A 17193-nucleotide genomic window follows, 5' to 3' on the forward strand; every position below is an offset into this window, starting at 1 on the left:
GGAGCCATCTTGCGCAATGCACCCGTCCAGGGCTATCGCTATTTTCGGGATTCAGGTTTCGCGTTTTGCGCAAGCACCTGCAGCACGCTCAGCGCCGCCGACGACAGCGTCCCGTGGGGCCGATGGCACAGCACAAAATGCCGCGCCGCCCACTCCCCAACAATCGGCAACCGCACGAAACGGCTGCCGCCCGCCACCTCGCGCGCAATCGCCTCAGGCATCACCCCGCCCCCAAGGTTCTGCGCGACCAGCGCCGCGATGCTGTCGAACCCGCTCACCCGCATGCGCATCCGCAACACCCGCCCCGCATCCTCCGCCAGCCGCTCCAGCCCCACCGAGATCGCCGAACTTTCGCCCAGCACGATCAGGTCGCAGTCCAGCACGTCCTCCGTCGTCACCTTCTTGCGCTTCGCCAGCGCATGCCCGCGCGCCACCACCAGCACCAGCCGGTCACTGCGGTACGGCGCGGTCGGCAGGTCGACCACGCCCAGGCTGCCCTCGTAGATGCCGATGTCGACCGTGCCACGGCGCAGCGACTGCTGGACCTCCTGGCTGTTCATCTCCTGCAGGTCAATCCGGACACCCGGGCATTCCGTGGCGCAGCGCTGGATGTCGAACGGCAGGAACTGGATCACGGCGGACTTTGGGGCCGCCACCCGCACCACGCCGAGGTCGCCGCCGACGAAGGACGCGGCGTCGTCCTGCATGCGCTGGACGGTGTGCGTAATGCCGCGGGCGTGGGCCAGCAGCGCGCGGCCGGCTTCGGTACAGGCCATGCCGTGGGGCAGGCGCTCGAACAGGGAGACGCCGAGCTGGGATTCCAGTTCGAGGATGCGGCGGGAAGCGGCGGCGGGCGCTAGGTGGAGGCGTTCGGCGCCGCGGGTGATGCTGCCCTGGTCGGCTACGGCGATGAAGAGCTGGATGGTCGTGAGGTCGAAATGCAGCCTTGAATTGCGTGAGTGGGCGGGGGACGTCACGATGGTCTGCGCGCTGGTGGGCGTCGTTGGGGCGAGCTACGAAGGGAAATTCGAGAAACCCCCGCGGCAATACAGGGATGCTGCGCGGGATTGCCTATTCTCTGCTCAACGTCGGGCCACGGCAATTGCTGGTTTCCCGTGTCCCGGGCAACGCCTACGACTTACCTTCGCGGCATTCACCCAGCGATAATCACGGCACTGCCCGCAGTTCCTGCATTTTCCCAACGGCGTTACCCGGAAGACCACTGAGGAATTCAGCGGCCTTCACGTATTTGTATCCGGCCCGCCGTTCGCGGCAAGCAGCAAGACGGGAGAGCAGGCGCCTGGGTCACAGCTCCGCATACCGAGGCAGCAAATCCTGATCAGCCAGCCGGATCTCGATTGCGTTTGCCACACGAACATGTTCTGGATTGTGCTCAGAGAAGGGCTCGTCGATGATGCTGACGACTACCGTGCCGATCTGCTTCCCTTCCTTGTTCAGTACCGGATGCAACAGTCCTGCTTCTGGCACCTGCTGCTCCGAAAGAATGCGTGGCAGGTAGAACAGCCAACTCACGCCTGGACGATCCCGGAATACCTTGTGTTCGTTGTACCAGAATGGACCAAAGCTCGCGACAAGCGGCCTCCAGATTGCAACTGCGGCTTCCAACCAGAGTAGCGGCACTTTCCAGTCAGCGAAGGAAGGCTCAATGCGAAGTGATAGCGCAACCCTGTCCGGTGGGCCAAGCACATTGACGAGCGACGTGAGCGAAGCCTGCTGAGCAGTCTTCTCCGCGCCATTCCAAAGAGCAATCGAACGGATATCGGTGACACCTCTATTGCGCTCCTCAAGGACCGCCAGCGCCGCAGTGGTTGGTCCGGTTTCGTCGAAAGCGTGATAACGAAGCGCTTCTTCTTTGCTGTCGCCGTACGACAGATACCATTCGTCGAGAAGTTTCGAATACCTTCCGACAATCCGAGCAAACTCATAAAGCTCTGCCAACTGGCGCCGGACGTCGATGAGGCCATCTTCCTTGCGCCGGAATGAGAGTTCGAGTGCAGGTATAGAGTTCATGGCTGGAATACCACTTCAATGTCGGGAAATGCTGCTTGAATGATCTGAGAGAAGTATCGATAGCTGACTGGCTGCATGAAATGCCATCGAAGCCGAACTGGTGGTCTCGGCACCGCTGTCGATGCTTGACGATAAGCTTCAAGCTCTATGACCTTTGCGCTCGATTCCCACCACCCATAGACCCCACCAAATTCGTCGAAAAACTGGTCGTATTTCGCTTTGGCTTCTTTCAGAAGGCACTCGGTGGATGCGAAGCCATCGAAAGTCACACCAGAGAATTGCCATTCCGTAATCACGCCAGGTCCGACTGGCATACCCACAATTCGCGCCTGATACTCAATTGAGATCGGAGACCACCCTGCGGTAGATCGCACGAAAGGGCGACCCATATCAGGCGTGCATACTTTGCATTTTTCTTTTGTCTTCGTCTGAGGTTCGGCACGCGAGATGGGCGTAGTTTTCGCGTCGTCTGCATCCTTCGTACGCTGCCGCGCGGCTTCAGCTGCTGCGCCGGCAGCGGTAGCTGCAGCAAGCCATTGGATCACCCTTGTTGCAATCAAGCGTATAGCCGGAGCCGCGAGCGATGCCATCAATGCTTCTCCTTCAGAAGAGTCATCACCACCGCACACAGGTCATCCAATCTCTGCTCCGGGTTAGCGTCGGGTTTCAGGAGGTATGTTCGAATTTCGTGATCAAAGGCCAATTGCGGCGCATCGGCGCAGAGATAGAGAAGCTTCACGATATGCGGCGTCGATTGCAGGCCAATTTGTGCCGCGAAGTCGTGCGCGGCCAGCATTCGACCAAGGACTTCTTCCTTACCCGGTTCTCGCAACACCTCCTGCCGAAGAGTCAGGAACTGCTCACAGACCGCACCGACAAAGTTCTGCACTTCCGTCTTCCGCAGCGCCTGCCATTGCGCTTCACTGAGCGTCAGCATGCTGTCTCCCTATCCAAACTCTGATGCCCTTGTCCAGGAAGTGCCATTCGTAGATATGGCCGAAGAATTCCGTTCGTTGGTCACCTGCCATCAACTGAAAGAGAGCTGCCAGCACACGTGGATCCCAAAACCGCAAGAGTGCGATTCGTCCGTCGGGCAGCTTGACGTCGAGTCGCAGCTGCAACAGTTGTGAAAGCCCCGTGAGGTTGGCTTCAGCGATGAGCCAGGTGACGGCCGGTGCGGTCGTCTCCAGCAAGGTCAAGTCACGCAGGACTGCATCGGTTACCTGCGTCGCATCAACCAGCCAAGGTCCAGCATGTGCCAGCGCGTCATCCGCTGTACCGGAGAACAAGGCAACCACCACGCCGGGCACGTGTTCAAGCTGTCGCTCCCGATGCTGCTGATAGAGCGCGCCATCCACCAGCGCATACAGGTTGAGCGTCTGCAAGCGTGCACGCAGTTGACTGTATCGATCGAGGACATCCATTAGCCAGCTACCCTCGCACGACAGTCGCCGACCCTGTCGCAGCCGCCTTCATCAAGCAATCCAGGCAGAGGCCAGAACCCGTTACAGCCGCGATTCCTGCCGGTTCAAAGTCGGCAACCGCTGGTGTTTCCATGTCGCTTGCCAACGTGCTGTCCTGGCTGGCTAGCAACCTGGCACCGCAGGCGGTGCGGTCCATATGCCTGGCGTAGGGAACGCCATTGGGCGCAGTGATAATTCCGTCGCCCGCCAGGATCGGAAAAGCACCCTTGCACTTGGGACAGATGGTCATGTCCCCTGCACGCGCCATGGCGCGATTACCGATGATGCTCGTGGCATCGCCGGTAATGACTGTCCCTCCGTGCGTAGTCCGGTCGCCCACGCAAATGAGTCCGGAGATCACCTTACCCCTCCACCTTCGTTATGCTCGAAAGAGCCGTCTGGCATGCCCGGTGCATGCTTGCCCAAGGTAGTTGGTGCAATGGGTCGTGACAACGGAGGAAATCCGCAAAGAGATGCGTCCGTTTCTGCAAGGGTGATGGAAACGGCTGCAACCGGTCAGCGGAGGTGGTAGCGTTTTTGGACGCGCGGGCCGACCGGTAGGTGTGTGACAGTAGTAACGAGTCTTCTCGATGTCAGGTCGAAGCCAAGCCTCAAAGGGTTACCGGATCATCGAAAGCCCTGTGCCAGCTGTGAATCTCCACGCGCTCGCGTAGGCCTTGCGTCCAGAACGGATCCGTTTGAATGAGGGCCTCAACCTCCGCGCGATCCGCAGCCCGGACAATCCAGAGCCCGCCAACCGCACCTTCATTCGGAGCTTCGCGCAAAGAGCCGGCGATCGGGATCATGTCGCGATGCTGGGCTAGCCAATCGAGATGGGTCTGCAAGAATGCGTTGCGCAGAGCCAGCTGGTCAGGCCTGTCGTGGAAGCGAACGGCAAAGATCATGTTTTTTCTCGATTAGGGCGTTGATCCCGCGAGACGTCTGCGAGGATTTTTCGCTGCGTCCCAGCCAGCCTTCGCCGCATATCGCGAATCGACAGAAGTTTCTTCCGCAATGTTCCGAATAGTCTGGAGACCATTGTCTGGCAACACACCTTAATCTGCGAACAGATGGTCTCGATCAGTGTGAAATAAGCAAATCTGGTCCAGACACCCCGCATGACTTCGATCTCTGAAGGTGACGCCGATGAGGTTTCTGTTGGATTTGTATAAGGACTGGATCTTCGCCTGTCGAATCGCGGTCAGGAAGTACCCAGCCTTGCCAACCCACTTCTGCGGAGCAACCCTGTTTGTAGCGCTGTCCGCGGCATTGTCAACGCTGGTTCCCTACCTTTTACGCGAGACAACCAACGCTCTGTCTGTAGACGCCACGCTCACCGCTACAGGCATGCCGGTGATTCTGGCAGCCGCGTACGGACTTACCTGGACTACCGCTCGCGCCTGCGAGTGGCTGAAAGCGATGATCTTCGCGGCAGTTCTCGCCAGGTGTGATGCCGCATTCCATAACGCCATCTTTGCCAGACTGATCAGGGCTGACTACCCGCGCCTGAATGCGCTGGATCCAGGCAAGCTGGTCTCAGTCATTGCGCGAAGTCGCACCGCTTTCAGTGCAATCACGTTTTCGGTGTTCTGGGCAATCATCCCGATTGTTCTCCAGTTGGTACTCTCCAGCGTCGTTCTGTGGCAGCTGACCGACGGCGCGTTCGCTCTCGGATTTGCCATCTCCGTGCTACTTCTCTTTGCCGCGACATGGTTGCTTGCAGAGCAAAGCAAAAGCGCTCATGAAGAGATCTTCAGCGGTGCCGACATGCTGTCGAGCCATCTGGTTGAAAGACTTGGATTCATGCTGGACATCAAACTCAACAAGGCATACGCGAGAGAAGATGCCGCGTTGCAACGCACGCTTGATGTCTATATCGGCAAAGTCACTCGTGGGAACATCAGGCTCGCACTTCTGCTGGCTGCGCAGGCCATCTGCACCGGCCTTTTGCTTACGCTGCTTTCGGTGACGACCGCATACGGCGTCACTCGCTCCGTACTGCGCTCGGGCGATTTTGTCATGATCGTCAGCTACGTCGTGACACTGGCGATGCCATTCACCAACCTCGCGGGATCGCTGTCCGATTTGCGCCGCAACCATCTCGCGCTGCGCGAAGGTTTTGGTCTGCTGAAGACGCCAATTGAGCGCAGTGAATCGAGCTTGCACATCGACCGTGCAGCGGATGAAGTCTGCCGCATCGAGAACGCAGTTGTCACGCAAGGCGGAAAACAGATTCTGCAGGACGTGAACATCACTATCAGACGGGGCGAGTTCGTCGCGCTCATCGGGCCATCGGGCGCGGGCAAATCGAGCCTGGTTCACCTAATGCTCGGACTCGCCAGCCCCGCGGCTGGCACGGTATATCTACTTGGCACGGACGTCAGCAAGCTTTCAGTCAGCGACATCGCCAGCGAAGTCGCCGTCGCACCTCAGGCACCTATGATCCTGACCGGTTCACTCAGGGAGAATCTGACCTACGGCTGTGACACCTTGCCTTCAGACCGCGCGCTGCACGAACTCGTTGCCTTGCTTGAACTGCATGCGATCGCCGCAGACGGAAGCGGCAACATCCTGGACCGTCCGCTGGGCATTCAAGGCAGGGACCTATCAGGAGGGGAACGTCAGCGCGTCGCACTGGGCCGAGCACTCGCTCGCCGTCCGGCGGTCCTCATTCTGGACGAACCCACCTCATCGCTCGATCCGGAACGCGAGGAGCGCATCTTTGCGCGTGTCCGGGAGCGGGTGCCGACGCTGATCGTGGTTACGCATCGACATGCGCTTGTTCGGGCGTCAGACCGCGTATATCGCATCGCGAACGGCAGCGTCCAAGGGCATTCTGTGAGCGATGCGAATGCGGCGCTTTGAATCCCAATGTGGCGGAGGATCACGAATTGCGATGCCTGAGGAGAAGCAAGAATGACCACGGACCGTTACATTGAGCCGCTGTGGGAGCGAATGTGTTCGGGCATCGATCTCCGATCGCATGCCATGCCGGTAAGGCCTTGCGACGGCAGTGACATCGAGAAGCTGGCATCGCTGGCTCATGCTGCCTTCGAAGAAACAGTCGATCATGAACCGCTGGGGCTATGGACCCGTAAGATTTCGTCGATCATCAATGGCAAGTACGGCACCTTCTTGCCAACGGCTTCCTTTATGGCGGACGCAACTGCTGGCCAATTGGCAGGAGTGGTACTCGCCACCAATTTTCTGTTCTATCGGGGTCCTGTCATTGCGCTGATCGCAGTCCATCCTTGTGCGCAAGGCGCGGGTCTGGGTACCTATCTCTTGCGCAGCTGCGTGAATGCGCTTTCTGTCGAGGGATTCACCGTGTGTCGCGCGAGAATATCGCCCGGCAACGACGTGTCGAAGCGACTGTTTCAGCGCAACGCCTTCGTCCTTCGGGAACTGTGGGTGGGGTAGCCGTCAAATTAAGCGCGACCTGGCGCCTCTGGGCACGCCATCCGGCGAAAGCAAGTTTATTCGCGCAGTCCCATTCCCACCTATGTCAGGCAGGCGACGCCCTCGGGCACGATCGAAGCCGGCGCGTATGCCGCAATGAAGCAAGACATCCTCGAAGGCATTCGCGCTGCGCTGCCGGTTGACGGCGTGCTGCTGGCCCTGCATGGCGCCGGTGTCGCCGACGGCACTGAAGACATCGAAGGCGATCTGGCGCTTGCCGTTCGTGCGCTGGTCGGGCCGGGTGTCCCGATTGCCGCGGTCTACGATTTGCACGGCAACATGACGGACGCGATGCGCGACGCTTGCGACCTGACGTTGCCGTGCAAGCTGTATCCGCATACCGACTTCCATGACCGGGGCATCGAAGCCGTCGAGCTGCTGCTTGAGATGATTCGGGGCAAGCTCACACCGGTCACCGCAATGCGACGCCTGCCGATGCTGCCGTACATCGTGACGACACAAGACGGGTTCATCCCGGCGGAAGTCAACGACGTTTGCCGGAAGCTGGCCGCACAACCCGGCGTCATCGACTGCTCGTGGTTCCACGGTTTCCCCTACGCGGATATCGCGGCGCCCTGCCCGGCGGTCGTGTGCACCACAACCGGAGACGCCGCGCTTGCGCAGCGTTGCGTCGACGAAGTCGCGCAATGGATCTGGTCGCATCGCGAGGCGTTCCGTCCGACGTTTCCGACCCCCGCACAGGGCGTCGCCCTTGCCCTGTCGGCGGCAGAGGGGCCGGTCGTTGTCAACGAGTACGCAGACAACGCGGGCGGCGGCACACCCGGAGACGGCACGCATCTGCTTCGCGCGTTACTGGACGCCAATCCGCCAGCCGGCACGTGCTGTTTCGCGTCGATCAACGATGCTGCCGTGGTTGCACAAGCACAGCGCGCGGGTGTCGGTGCCACGATCAGGGTCTCGCTGGGCGGCAAGCAAGGCCGCTTCCAGGGCGCGCCGATCAAGGCCGGTGCCTATGTGAAATGCATCACGGACGGTCGTTTCGTGAATCGCGCCGGCTCGATGTTCGAAGGCGTTCGCTTCGACCTGGGGGTGATGTGTCGCCTCATCATCAACGGTGTCGATGTCATCGTGGCTTCGCGTGCGGAGCAGATTTTTGATGTCGAGCCGTTTGTACTGCATGGGGTGGATGTTACTGGGCACAAGCTCGTTGCGATCAAGGGGGCCAACCACTTCCGTGCTGGATATCGGACGGTGGCCAGGCAGATCATTTCCGTCGACTGTGAAGGCTTGAGTACGGCTGCGATTGCGTCGTTCCCGCATGAAAGGCTGGTCGGAGAGTTTTGGCCTTTGTCGAATGAGGTGCAGTTCGATGGCGGCGCAGTCGCACACTCTTGCAGCGGCTTTACCGCACCCGGACTGCTTGCGGTCATTCTCTTGGAAGCCGCCATGAAAACCAAATCTGCAGGCACGCACGTTCGGACAATCAAGATTAGCCGAACCCACTTCCCGGTTGTTCCAGGTAGCAGCAACAATTTCACTGGTCTGCGGGAGATTCCGTGGATTCGGTTGAGAGGTGTTTGGTTGGAGCGGGCGGGATTCCGCGTCGGCCAATCGCTGAAGGTAAAAGTTCAGCGTCGGCGGGTAATTATTTGGGTGGAATAACGTAGACTGTCAAGTCGGTAGGCGCCGGATACGGCCCCTACCGACTGCGGATTCAACCGGTCGATGCAACAGCGGTTCGATCCTACGAATCAGACGTTGAGTCCGTGGTCAGTGGGAATGCAGTAACCCACTTGGCGATAGCCTTTATTGCCCGCTCAATGACGTCGGCTTTGGCTGCTTTCTCCAACTCTTCTGGAACCGGAATGCTACGGACAGACTTGTCCACCGCGGGAAATTAATGCGGGTACGAAGGGCGGACGTTTAAAATTTCAATAAACAGGCCCGACGTAAAGAGCCCGTTTGTGAAGATGGCCTCATATGACGAACGATGCTGTATTAGTGCTTCGGCAACCTTCTGGGGTAACTCGTAAGTCATGGCCACATGCGCCTTGTCACGTCTGTGGCTTGTGTGATCTCAGCGGTTCCCAATTTGTTGAATCAAAGTGGGCTTTGACTTGTTTCCGGATGGCAGGGGAAAGGCGAGTAATCGCCTCCCCAGCCTTCCGCTTTGCTGTGCTGAATCGGGCTTCCTCTGCGGTATCATCCGGGACCGCTTCCCATGCCTGTTTCAATACGCGCTCGACGCCTGAATTGATCCTTTCTTTTAGCTCGCTGTGCATTTTCTGCAGCATTAACCTGCCACCAAACTCAGCCGATGCATTAGAGACAGATTTGAGACTGGGCCGCATGGAGCCTGATCGTGGAGATTGGACGGACTTGAGAAGATTGCGGAGCATGTCGAAGGAGACTTGCTCGGGCTTGGCCAAGGCCTTCAGGAACGGGTCTTGAAGTTCGTGACCCGCCTGGGCTACTGCCGTCGTCAGCCAAACGATAGCTTCTTCAAGGCTCCTCGGACGTGGCGTGTGAATCGTTTCGGCATCGCGATCATGCTTGTCGAAGTAGCTTAGGGTTTTCGGGTCAGGCTTGGTCAGTCGGCCGAGATATGCGGTGGCGCGGCGGGCACGGGCATACGGGCAGTCTGGTCGAGGTTCAGCGAGTTTGCCGAAGGCGACACCGAGGCCCGCGCAGCCTAGCTTTGCATGATCGGTAGTGATTGGCGCTGTCTTCAGGTGGTCAGCAACTGACAAGCCTTGAAGCCAGGCATCTGCAGCGGGGTGTGCTGCATCATCTACGGCGGAGCCTTCGGCGATTCCCCACTCATACCAGTAGCCGCGAACGTCAGAATCAAAATCAATTTTCGTCGGAAGAGCGCTCACGTTTTCCCGGAACACTTGGACAGCCGTTGCACTCTCGCCCGCGTTTCGGTAAGTCTTGCAGAGATCAACCAGAGCACAAAGCCTGTCAGGTTCAGCAGCAATATCGGCCTTCGCCGCCGAGACGGCTATTTCTTTTCGTCGTTGTTCGGAGAATTGAGACGGCAGTGCACGCTGCAGTCGCGGGCCTGCATGGATAATACTTGAGAACCAACGGCGATCCATTTGAACCTCCGTGCCTGTCCGCACTGTCTGGCGCACAATGGCGCTCCAAACTTCTGCGGTATCCGCACCAAAGTCCTGTTCGGCAGAAACCAAGATGGCAGCAGCTACGTTGCGATGGCGGGTGAACACATGTCCCGCACTTCGGACGGCGGCGGCCTCTTCGCCAAGTGGATTTACAACACAAGTCTGAATCCAGTCGCGCTCCACGCGAAGCAAGTCTGCGAGAACCCTGTCGTCAATACCCGGAATACCCACCGCATGACAGGCGGCGACGTAAAGGAGCGCATCAAACAGAGTATGGTTGCTGTCCGCAATCTTCGTGTGCTTCAACCGCTGGAGCAGAGCAATGACATGGCTTCGTAATCCGTCCGGTCCAAATCGCACATCGAGCAATCCGCCAAAGAACGAGCCCTCATTACCAGCGGCGGCTCCCTGTATGGCTTCGAGGAGCGCGGCTGTTTGCTTACCCCTGTCCGCTAGTGAGGCGAGTTTACGCAAGCCATCGCTGCCAAATTTCTGCCATGCGTCGACCAACCTGTTCGCGTCTTCTGGCTGCAGTTCGCGAAGTAGGATGTCGGGGTACTTCGTCAGCAAGGTGTTCCAAGGCTGTTGGTTACCCTTGCTATGACGCCAGTCGGTATCGCGTGCAGCCAAGAGAAAGTGAACATGAGTACTGCCGGCTTCGTGCAGGAGGCTAGCGGCCTCGCTGAGGTTGCGAACCAGATTTTCGGCATCGTCGGCGACGATGAGCCAAGGTTTGGTCGGATCCAAAGTACTGATGTGCTCCGGGGGCAGACCGATGCGGGAAGCTGGACGCCACAAGACATTCCAGTCTCCGCTTTTCGCACATTCGGCGGCAGCTTGTAGAAGGAGCGTGGATTTGCCTTCGCCTCCGGCGGCGCGGATGAGCTGAAGCGAACAGGCAGCCTTAGAGCTTCTGGCTTCCTCAAGGCGGCGGCCGATCTCTGCGACAGCGGCCCGACTCGGGATACCTGCGCACACTGCATGTCGCCAAGTAGGGGTTGCGCCATCGAAATACCGTATAACATCGTCGTGGCAAAGCGGTGGTAGCGCACCTAGGCAAGCAGCGTCAATGATTTCCCATCCTGCAATTGGCGAAACGGCCGAGGGAGCCGTAGCGGCCGGCGCCATTTCCTGCAGCGTGGAGAGAATCTCGCCAAAAATGCTGTGGCAGTCGATACCGCCAAACGCCCTGAATCGATTCATCGCGATGGCGGGTTCGACAGCAGCAAGGAGTTTCCCGTACTTTTCCGTCACCCTGTCTGCGTTGGCCTCGTAGAAGCACCAGAGGACATCGAGGGGTGCCTGCTCATCGTTCTTGTTCGATCAGCGCCCGCGTGAAGACATCATCCCAACCACCATAGGCAGCGACGATGAGCGTACGCCTTTGGAGGAGGCGTTGCAGGGATTTGGTCAACTTCGGCCGAGGGTTGGTCAGTTGCGCCTGAGTGTGAAGCGTGTCGGAATCGCGCCAAAATCCATGCAGGTGGACGATGGAGCAGATTCCAGGCTCATCCTCAGCTTGGCCAGCAAGTGTTCCGTCGGCTGCCAAAACTCGCCGTCCGGATCGACCTCCTGCGCTTCGAACTGCTAATGAAATCAGCGGGTCGAAGTTGGTTGTGAGGACTGGCCCCAGAAATCGCTCATTTCCACCGGCCACCATCTCACCCAGACTCAAGGTCCCGGCTGGAATATTCCATTCCTCGGGGTGTCCATCCATGCCCGGCAGCGGTTCCGCGATTCCTGCCTTACGCGCTTTCAAAATGGCCGTTTTGATAACGTCGTTTATGGCGTCTTGCCCCATCTTTTTACCGAGCCACTTCATCCCCTCTTGGTAGGCATCGCCGCCTACTTTTCCACTCAGAGCGGTATCAAAGTTGGGGAGCGAGAAAGCAGCACGGCCACGAATCTCATCTCGGATGATGTCCAGGATTTCCGTTACACCAGGCACACCAACGCCGTCCTTCACTGACAGCGGTGACCCGACAAGGAAGGCCACGGGACGCTTTGTCGCAACAGCGGCGATGAGAAGGTCTTCTTTTGATAGTAGCTCGAAGGACATCGTCACAGGTGATTACTAGGGGTAAGTGAAGGAATAGATTTGCGCCGGAGCATACCCGAAAACGATTTCAGATGGCTGCTTTCAGGGCCGATGTCGATCGGCCCATTCTGGCCGATTGCAGCCACTTGTTTTCTCTAGCTATGAAAAATGGGAGCCATCAGCTCCCATTTCTCATCATCAAAGCAAAAAACAACCAACTCAATCCCAGCTCAACGCCCCACCCGTCTGATACTCAATAACTCGCGTCTCAAAGAAGTTGCGTTCCTTCTTCAGATCGATCATCTCGCTCATCCACGGGAACGGGTTCTCCTCATTCGGGAACAACTGGTCAAGACCAATCTGCTGGCACCGACGATTGCAGATGAACCGCAGATACGACTTGAACATCGGCGCATTCAGCCCCAGCACCCCACGCGGCATTGTGTCTTCCGCATAGCGATACTCCAGATCCACCGCCTTCTTGAACAACTCCGTAATCTCAGCCTTGAACTCCGCCGTCCAAAGATGCGGATTCTCCAGCTTGATCTGGTTGATCAGGTCAATCCCAAAATTGCAGTGCAGCGACTCATCCCGCAGGATGTACTGATACTGCTCCGCAGCCCCAGTCATCTTGTTCTGCCGCCCCATCGCCAGGATCTGCGTGAAGCCCACATAGAAGAACAGCCCTTCCATGATGCAGGCGAACACGATCAGCGACTTCAGGAGCTTCTGGTCGTTTTCCGGCGTGCCGGTCTTGAACGACGGGTCGGTCAGCGTGTCGATGAACGGGATCAGGAACTCGTCCTTGTCGCGGATCGACTGCACTTCGTGGTACGCGTTGAAGATCTCGGCTTCGTTCAGGCCCAGCGATTCAACAATGTACTGGTAGGCGTGCGTGTGGATAGCCTCTTCAAAGGCCTGGCGCAGCAGGTACTGGCGGCATTCGGGCGCGGTGATCTGGCGGTAGGTGCCCAGCACGATGTTGTTGGCGGCCAGCGAGTCGGCGGTGACGAAGAAGCCCAGGTTGCGCTTGATGATGCGGCGCTCGTCCTCGGTCAGGCCGTTGGGGTCTTTCCACAGGGCGATGTCGCGGGACATGTTGATTTCCTGCGGCATCCAGTGGTTGGCGCAGCCGGCCAGGTACTTTTCCCACGCCCACTTGTACTTGAACGGGACGAGCTGGTTGACGTCGGTCGAGCCGTTGATGACGCGCTTGTCGGCGGCGTTGACGCGCCGGTTGCTTTGCGCGGCGGCGGCATTGGGGTTGTTGCCCAGGATGCCGGCTTGCGTGGCGCTCGACGGCAGGACGCCTTGCTGGTCAGCGGTGGCAGGGGCGGCAGCAGGTTGCAGGGGAGGCTGCGGTGCGGCCTGCGAGGTGGCGTCAACGTCGTCCCAATTTAGCATCGTCATATTCTCCTATTCAGTCCAATCGCATTCTGTAAGCTACTAAGCATCTACAGGGGCGCATCTCTACATCTCTTTCCTTCGCAGCCTTCAAAAAAACTGCAAAGGAAAGAGAAGGGCCTTGCGGCCCTTCCGTTACTTCTGATTACTTCGAAGTCTTAGCCGGCGTGCGCCTGATCGTCTCCACCGTAGTGGTGTTGGGACGGCGCTGCGCCTCACGCACCGGAATGAACTGCCCAGTTCCTGCGTCGCGGCCAATCTTCTGAGGGGGCGGGGTCTTCTTGGACATCCCAATCTCCTTCAAAAAGCTTCACACCAACTTGGCTTGCTCCGGTGCTAAGATCCGTTTGCCCAACGATGCCGGAGGGCCAAAGGTCTAGTGCCTTAACCTTCAGCCTTGTTGCAAAGCCCGCGGTGTTCCACCACCGCGGGCTTTTTCTTTTACTGGCAGGCTTCGCACTCTTCAAAGCCAGGGTCACCCGGGCGCATCGTGCAGACCGCGCCTTCGGCTTCCGGCATGGCCGGGGCCGATGCAGCTGCCGCGTCCAGGGCGGAGCCGCTGTCGCTGCCCGACGACACCGCGTTCAGCGAGCCGCGCGACACGGTCGACTTCTCCACGTGCGTGGCAGCCATGGTGCGCAGGTAGTACGTGGTCTTCAGGCCGCGCAGCCAGGCCAGCTTGTAGGTGTCGTCCAGCTTCTTGCCCGAGGCGCCGGCCATGTAGATGTTCAGGGACTGGGCCTGGTCGATCCACTTCTGGCGGCGGCTGGCGGCTTCCACCAGCCAGGTCGGCTCGACTTCGAACGCGGTGGCGTAGATGTCGCGCAGGTCTTGCGGAATGCGGTCGATACGCGACAGCGAGCCGTCGAAGTACTTCAGGTCGGCGACCATCACTTCGTCCCACAGGCCACGTTCCTTCAGGTCGCGCACCAGGTAGTCATTGACCACGGTGAACTCGCCCGACAGGTTCGACTTCACGTACAGGTTCTGGAACGTCGGCTCGATGCACGCGGATACGCCGATGATGTTCGAGATCGTGGCGGTCGGCGCGATCGCGATGCAGTTCGAGTTGCGCATGCCGTGCTGCTTGATGCGGGCACGCAGGCTGGTCCAGTCCATGCTGCTGGACATGTCCACGTCCAGGTAGCCGCCGCGCTCTTCGGCCAGCAGCTTGAGCGAGTCCTGCGGCAGGATGCCGCGATCCCACAGCGAGCCGGTGTAGGTCTCGTAGCGGCCACGCTCTTCGGCCAGCTCGGTGGAGGCCTGGTAGGCGTAGTAGCACACGGCTTCCATCGAGGTGTCGGCGAACTTCACCGCGGCGTCGCTGGAGTACGGCGTGCGCAGCACGTGCAGGCAGTCCTGGAAGCCCATGATGCCCATGCCGACCGGGCGGTGGCGCAGGTTGGAGTTGCGGGCCTTCTCGACAGCGTAGTAGTTGATGTCGATGACGTTATCCAGCATCCGCATGGCGGTGCGGATGGTCTTCTGCAGCTTGGCGTGGTCGAGCGCGTACGAGCCGTCAGCCTGCTTGGCCAGGTGGGCCACCAGGTTCACCGAACCCAGGTTGCACACGGCGATTTCGCTGTCGTTGGTATTCAGCGTGATTTCCGTGCACAGGTTGGAGCTGTGGACGACGCCGACGTGCTGCTGCGGGCTGCGGATGTTGCAAGGATCCTTGAAGGTGATCCACGGGTGGCCGGTTTCGAACAGCATGCCCAGCATCTTGCGCCAGAGCTGCATGGCCGGGACCTTCTTGAACAGCTTCAGTTCGCCGTTGGCGGCCTTGGCTTCGTAGCCCAGGTAGGCCTTCTCGAATGCCTTGCCGACCTTGTCGTGCAGGTCCGGGCAGGTGGACGGCGAGAACAGCGTCCATTCGGCGTTTTCCATCACGCGCTTCATGAACAGGTCCGGAATCCAGTTGGCCGTGTTCATGTCGTGGGTGCGGCGGCGGTCGTCGCCGGTGTTCTTGCGCAGCTCCAGGAATTCTTCGATGTCCAGGTGCCACGTTTCCAGGTAGGCGCAGACGGCGCCCTTACGCTTGCCGCCCTGGTTCACGGCCACGGCGGTGTCGTTCACCACCTTCAGGAACGGGACCACGCCCTGGCTCTTGCCGTTGGTGCCCTTGATGTGCGAGCCCAGTGCGCGCACGTTGGTCCAGTCATTGCCCAGGCCGCCGGCGAACTTGGACAGCAGCGCGTTTTCCTTGAGCGCTTCGTAGATGCCTTCCAGGTCGTCCGAGACTGTGGTCAGGTAGCACGACGACAGCTGCGAGCGCTGGGTGCCCGAGTTGAACAGGGTCGGCGTGGACGACATGAAGTCGAACGACGACAGCAGCTGGTAGAACTCGATGGCGCGCGCTTCGCGGTCCTTCTCGTTCAGCGCCAGGCCCATGGCCACGCGCATGAAGAAGGCTTGCGGCATTTCGATGCGGGTTTCATCGATATGCAGGAAGTAGCGGTCGTACAGGGTCTGCAGGCCGAGGTAGTTGAACTGGAAGTCGCGGCCGGCGTCCAGCGCGGCGCCCAGGCGGGCCAGGTCGAAGGTGGCCAGCTTCTCGTCCAGCAGCTCGGCGGCAATACCGCGCGCGATGAACTTGGGGAAGTACTCGGCGTAGCGGGTGGCCATCTCGGCCTGGGTCACTTCGGTGCCGAGGATTTCCTTGCGGATGGTGTGCAGCAGGATACGGGCGGTGACCTGGCTGTAGTCCGGGTCCTTCTCGATCAGGGTACGCGCGGCCAGGATGGCGGAGTCGTACACCTGCGTCATCGGCACGCCTTCGTACAGGTTCTTCAGCGTTTCCTTCAGGATCGGCTCGGCGCTGACGGCATCGCCCAGGCCGGAGCAGGCGTTGTCGATCAGGGCGTGCAGCGCGACGATGTCGAGCGGCTTGGTCACGCCGGCGTCGGTCACGTTGATGCTGATGCCGGCTTCCTGCACGCGGGCGACGGCCTGCGCGCTGGCGCTGGCGCGCTCGGCCTTGCGCTTCTCGCGGTACAGCACATAGGCGCGGGCGACTTCATGCTCGCCCGAGCGCATCAGCGACAGTTCGACCTGGTCCTGCACGTCTTCGATGTGGATGGCGCCACCGCTCGGGCGGCTGCGCACCAGCGCGCGCACCACGTTGTCGGTCAGCTGCTCGACGATCTCGCGCACGCGCGCCGACGCGGCGCCCTGCCCGCCGTTGACGGCGAGGAAGGCCTTGGTCATGGCGACGGCGATCTTGGACGGCTCGAACGCCACCACGGCACCGTTGCGACGAATGATCTTGTGATCCGGGTAATTCGAGGTCGCGGCGCTGGGGGTCTGCTGCGTGGTCGGGGCCTGGCTGGCAACTCCGGCGGCGGCGCCACCCGTGGTGATTTCGTTCTGTGCCGTTTGCATGAGAACTCCTGTTTTTACCCTGGCTATTTAGAGACAAAAGAGTCCCTGGCGAAATGCGGCGGAAAGCGCATCCGGCCCGCAATGTTCGGGGGCTGGACGTACTGCCTTGACTGACATTTCGCCAGGGACTCTTGGTGATGCGCCGGCTTCGCGGAGGGATGATGCTGCCATGTCACATTGCCGTCATGACGGTATGCGATGGCTGCCTCACACTCGGGCCGGCTCCCCGGTCTGACTACTAGATGTAGTGGTCGATACGAGAAACTGGCCCAAGTATAGTGAAGCGAATGCGAAAAACCAGTCTTGACAAGCGTAGTTGCCACACCCGGCG

15 protein-coding genes are annotated in these 17193 nt (G+C 59.6%); 3 read left to right on the top strand and 12 right to left on the bottom strand.

The window, feature by feature from the left end:
- Positions 1-38: 38 nt before the first annotated feature.
- The 7 genes from RALTA_RS12995 to RALTA_RS13025 form a co-directional block, all read right to left on the bottom strand.
- The gene (locus tag RALTA_RS12995) at positions 39-977 is read right to left on the bottom strand and encodes a LysR family transcriptional regulator (protein WP_012353899.1); all 939 of its coding nucleotides are present in this window, start codon (positions 975-977) and stop codon (positions 39-41) included.
- Between the two features lie 328 nt (positions 978-1305).
- Entirely contained in the window at positions 1306-2031 is a 726-nt protein-coding gene (locus tag RALTA_RS13000; protein WP_012353901.1) for an Imm52 family immunity protein, read from the bottom strand.
- A complete protein-coding gene (locus RALTA_RS29080; RefSeq protein ID WP_041232201.1) occupies positions 2028-2621 on the bottom strand; it encodes a restriction endonuclease fold toxin 5 domain-containing protein in 594 nt (197 codons plus the stop codon). Before RALTA_RS29080 ends, RALTA_RS13000 begins: the two co-directional genes overlap by 4 nt.
- Positions 2621-2968 carry a hypothetical protein gene (locus tag RALTA_RS13010; RefSeq protein WP_012353903.1) on the bottom strand — a complete coding sequence of 116 codons (348 nt, stop codon included), beginning with the start codon at positions 2966-2968 and terminating at the stop codon, positions 2621-2623. The genes RALTA_RS29080 and RALTA_RS13010 overlap by 1 nt, the downstream gene beginning before the upstream one ends.
- Positions 2952-3455: a DUF4123 domain-containing protein gene (locus tag RALTA_RS13015; protein ID WP_012353904.1), complete on the bottom strand. Its 504-nt coding sequence runs from the start codon at positions 3453-3455 to the stop codon at positions 2952-2954. Before RALTA_RS13015 ends, RALTA_RS13010 begins: the two co-directional genes overlap by 17 nt.
- A 7-nt stretch (positions 3456-3462) precedes the next feature.
- Positions 3463-3855: a PAAR domain-containing protein gene (locus RALTA_RS13020; RefSeq protein WP_012353905.1), complete on the bottom strand. Its 393-nt coding sequence runs from the start codon at positions 3853-3855 to the stop codon at positions 3463-3465.
- Positions 3856-4105: 250 nt separating this feature from the next.
- Entirely contained in the window at positions 4106-4399 is a 294-nt protein-coding gene (locus tag RALTA_RS13025; RefSeq protein ID WP_012353906.1) for a YciI family protein, read from the bottom strand.
- A 241-nt stretch (positions 4400-4640) separates the two neighbouring features.
- Between RALTA_RS13025 and RALTA_RS13030 the strand changes: the two genes are divergently transcribed.
- The 3 genes from RALTA_RS13030 to RALTA_RS13040 all read left to right on the top strand — a co-directional run bounded on the left by RALTA_RS13030 (position 4641) and on the right by RALTA_RS13040 (position 8576).
- Positions 4641-6359 (top strand): ATP-binding cassette domain-containing protein, encoded by a 1719-nt coding sequence (locus RALTA_RS13030; protein WP_012353907.1) that lies wholly within the window; start codon positions 4641-4643, stop codon positions 6357-6359.
- A gap of 51 nt (positions 6360-6410) precedes the next feature.
- Positions 6411-6914: a GNAT family N-acetyltransferase gene (locus RALTA_RS13035; RefSeq protein WP_041232202.1), complete on the top strand. Its 504-nt coding sequence runs from the start codon at positions 6411-6413 to the stop codon at positions 6912-6914.
- 72 nt (positions 6915-6986) lie between these two features.
- Positions 6987-8576 carry a M81 family metallopeptidase gene (locus tag RALTA_RS13040; protein ID WP_277915542.1) on the top strand — a complete coding sequence of 530 codons (1590 nt, stop codon included), beginning with the start codon at positions 6987-6989 and terminating at the stop codon, positions 8574-8576.
- A 392-nt stretch (positions 8577-8968) separates the two neighbouring features.
- Here RALTA_RS13040 and RALTA_RS30280 read toward each other — a convergent pair whose 3' ends face one another.
- The 5 genes from RALTA_RS30280 to RALTA_RS13065 all read right to left on the bottom strand — a co-directional run bounded on the left by RALTA_RS30280 (position 8969) and on the right by RALTA_RS13065 (position 16862).
- Entirely contained in the window at positions 8969-11293 is a 2325-nt protein-coding gene (locus tag RALTA_RS30280) for a P-loop NTPase (RefSeq protein WP_012353910.1), read from the bottom strand.
- 52 nt (positions 11294-11345) lie between these two features.
- The gene (locus RALTA_RS29085) at positions 11346-12098 is read right to left on the bottom strand and encodes an SIR2 family protein (RefSeq protein ID WP_206777545.1); all 753 of its coding nucleotides are present in this window, start codon (positions 12096-12098) and stop codon (positions 11346-11348) included.
- Between the two features lie 198 nt (positions 12099-12296).
- Positions 12297-13481, bottom strand: a complete 1185-nt coding sequence (locus RALTA_RS13060) for a ribonucleotide-diphosphate reductase subunit beta (RefSeq protein WP_041232384.1) — start codon at positions 13479-13481, stop codon at positions 12297-12299.
- A gap of 145 nt (positions 13482-13626) precedes the next feature.
- A complete protein-coding gene (locus RALTA_RS30645; RefSeq protein WP_167330448.1) occupies positions 13627-13770 on the bottom strand; it encodes a hypothetical protein in 144 nt (47 codons plus the stop codon).
- A gap of 152 nt (positions 13771-13922) precedes the next feature.
- On the bottom strand, positions 13923-16862 hold the full coding sequence (locus tag RALTA_RS13065; RefSeq protein ID WP_012353913.1) for a ribonucleoside-diphosphate reductase subunit alpha: 2940 nt from the start codon (positions 16860-16862) through the stop codon (positions 13923-13925).
- Positions 16863-17193 lie beyond the last annotated feature (331 nt).

Origin of the sequence: Cupriavidus taiwanensis LMG 19424, from assembly GCF_000069785.1 — a bacterium.
GTDB lineage: Bacteria > Pseudomonadota > Gammaproteobacteria > Burkholderiales > Burkholderiaceae > Cupriavidus > Cupriavidus taiwanensis.

Excerpts from the sequence above, each read along its gene's own strand:
- RALTA_RS13060 (WP_041232384.1), bottom strand. The coding sequence starts at position 13,481 with ATGCTAAATTGGGACGACGTTGACGCCACCTCGCAGGCCGCACCGCAG.
- RALTA_RS13025 (WP_012353906.1), bottom strand. The coding sequence starts at position 4,399 with ATGATCTTTGCCGTTCGCTTCCACGACAGGCCTGACCAGCTGGCTCTG.
- RALTA_RS29080 (WP_041232201.1), bottom strand. The coding sequence starts at position 2,621 with ATGGCATCGCTCGCGGCTCCGGCTATACGCTTGATTGCAACAAGGGTG.
- RALTA_RS13000 (WP_012353901.1), bottom strand. The coding sequence starts at position 2,031 with ATGAACTCTATACCTGCACTCGAACTCTCATTCCGGCGCAAGGAAGAT.
- RALTA_RS29085 (WP_206777545.1), bottom strand. The coding sequence starts at position 12,098 with ATGTCCTTCGAGCTACTATCAAAAGAAGACCTTCTCATCGCCGCTGTT.
- RALTA_RS13035 (WP_041232202.1), top strand. The coding sequence starts at position 6,411 with ATGACCACGGACCGTTACATTGAGCCGCTGTGGGAGCGAATGTGTTCG.
- RALTA_RS30645 (WP_167330448.1), bottom strand. The coding sequence starts at position 13,770 with ATGTCCAAGAAGACCCCGCCCCCTCAGAAGATTGGCCGCGACGCAGGA.
- RALTA_RS13015 (WP_012353904.1), bottom strand. The coding sequence starts at position 3,455 with ATGGATGTCCTCGATCGATACAGTCAACTGCGTGCACGCTTGCAGACG.
- RALTA_RS13010 (WP_012353903.1), bottom strand. The coding sequence starts at position 2,968 with ATGCTGACGCTCAGTGAAGCGCAATGGCAGGCGCTGCGGAAGACGGAA.
- RALTA_RS13030 (WP_012353907.1), top strand. The coding sequence starts at position 4,641 with ATGAGGTTTCTGTTGGATTTGTATAAGGACTGGATCTTCGCCTGTCGA.
- RALTA_RS13065 (WP_012353913.1), bottom strand. The coding sequence starts at position 16,862 with ATGCAAACGGCACAGAACGAAATCACCACGGGTGGCGCCGCCGCCGGA.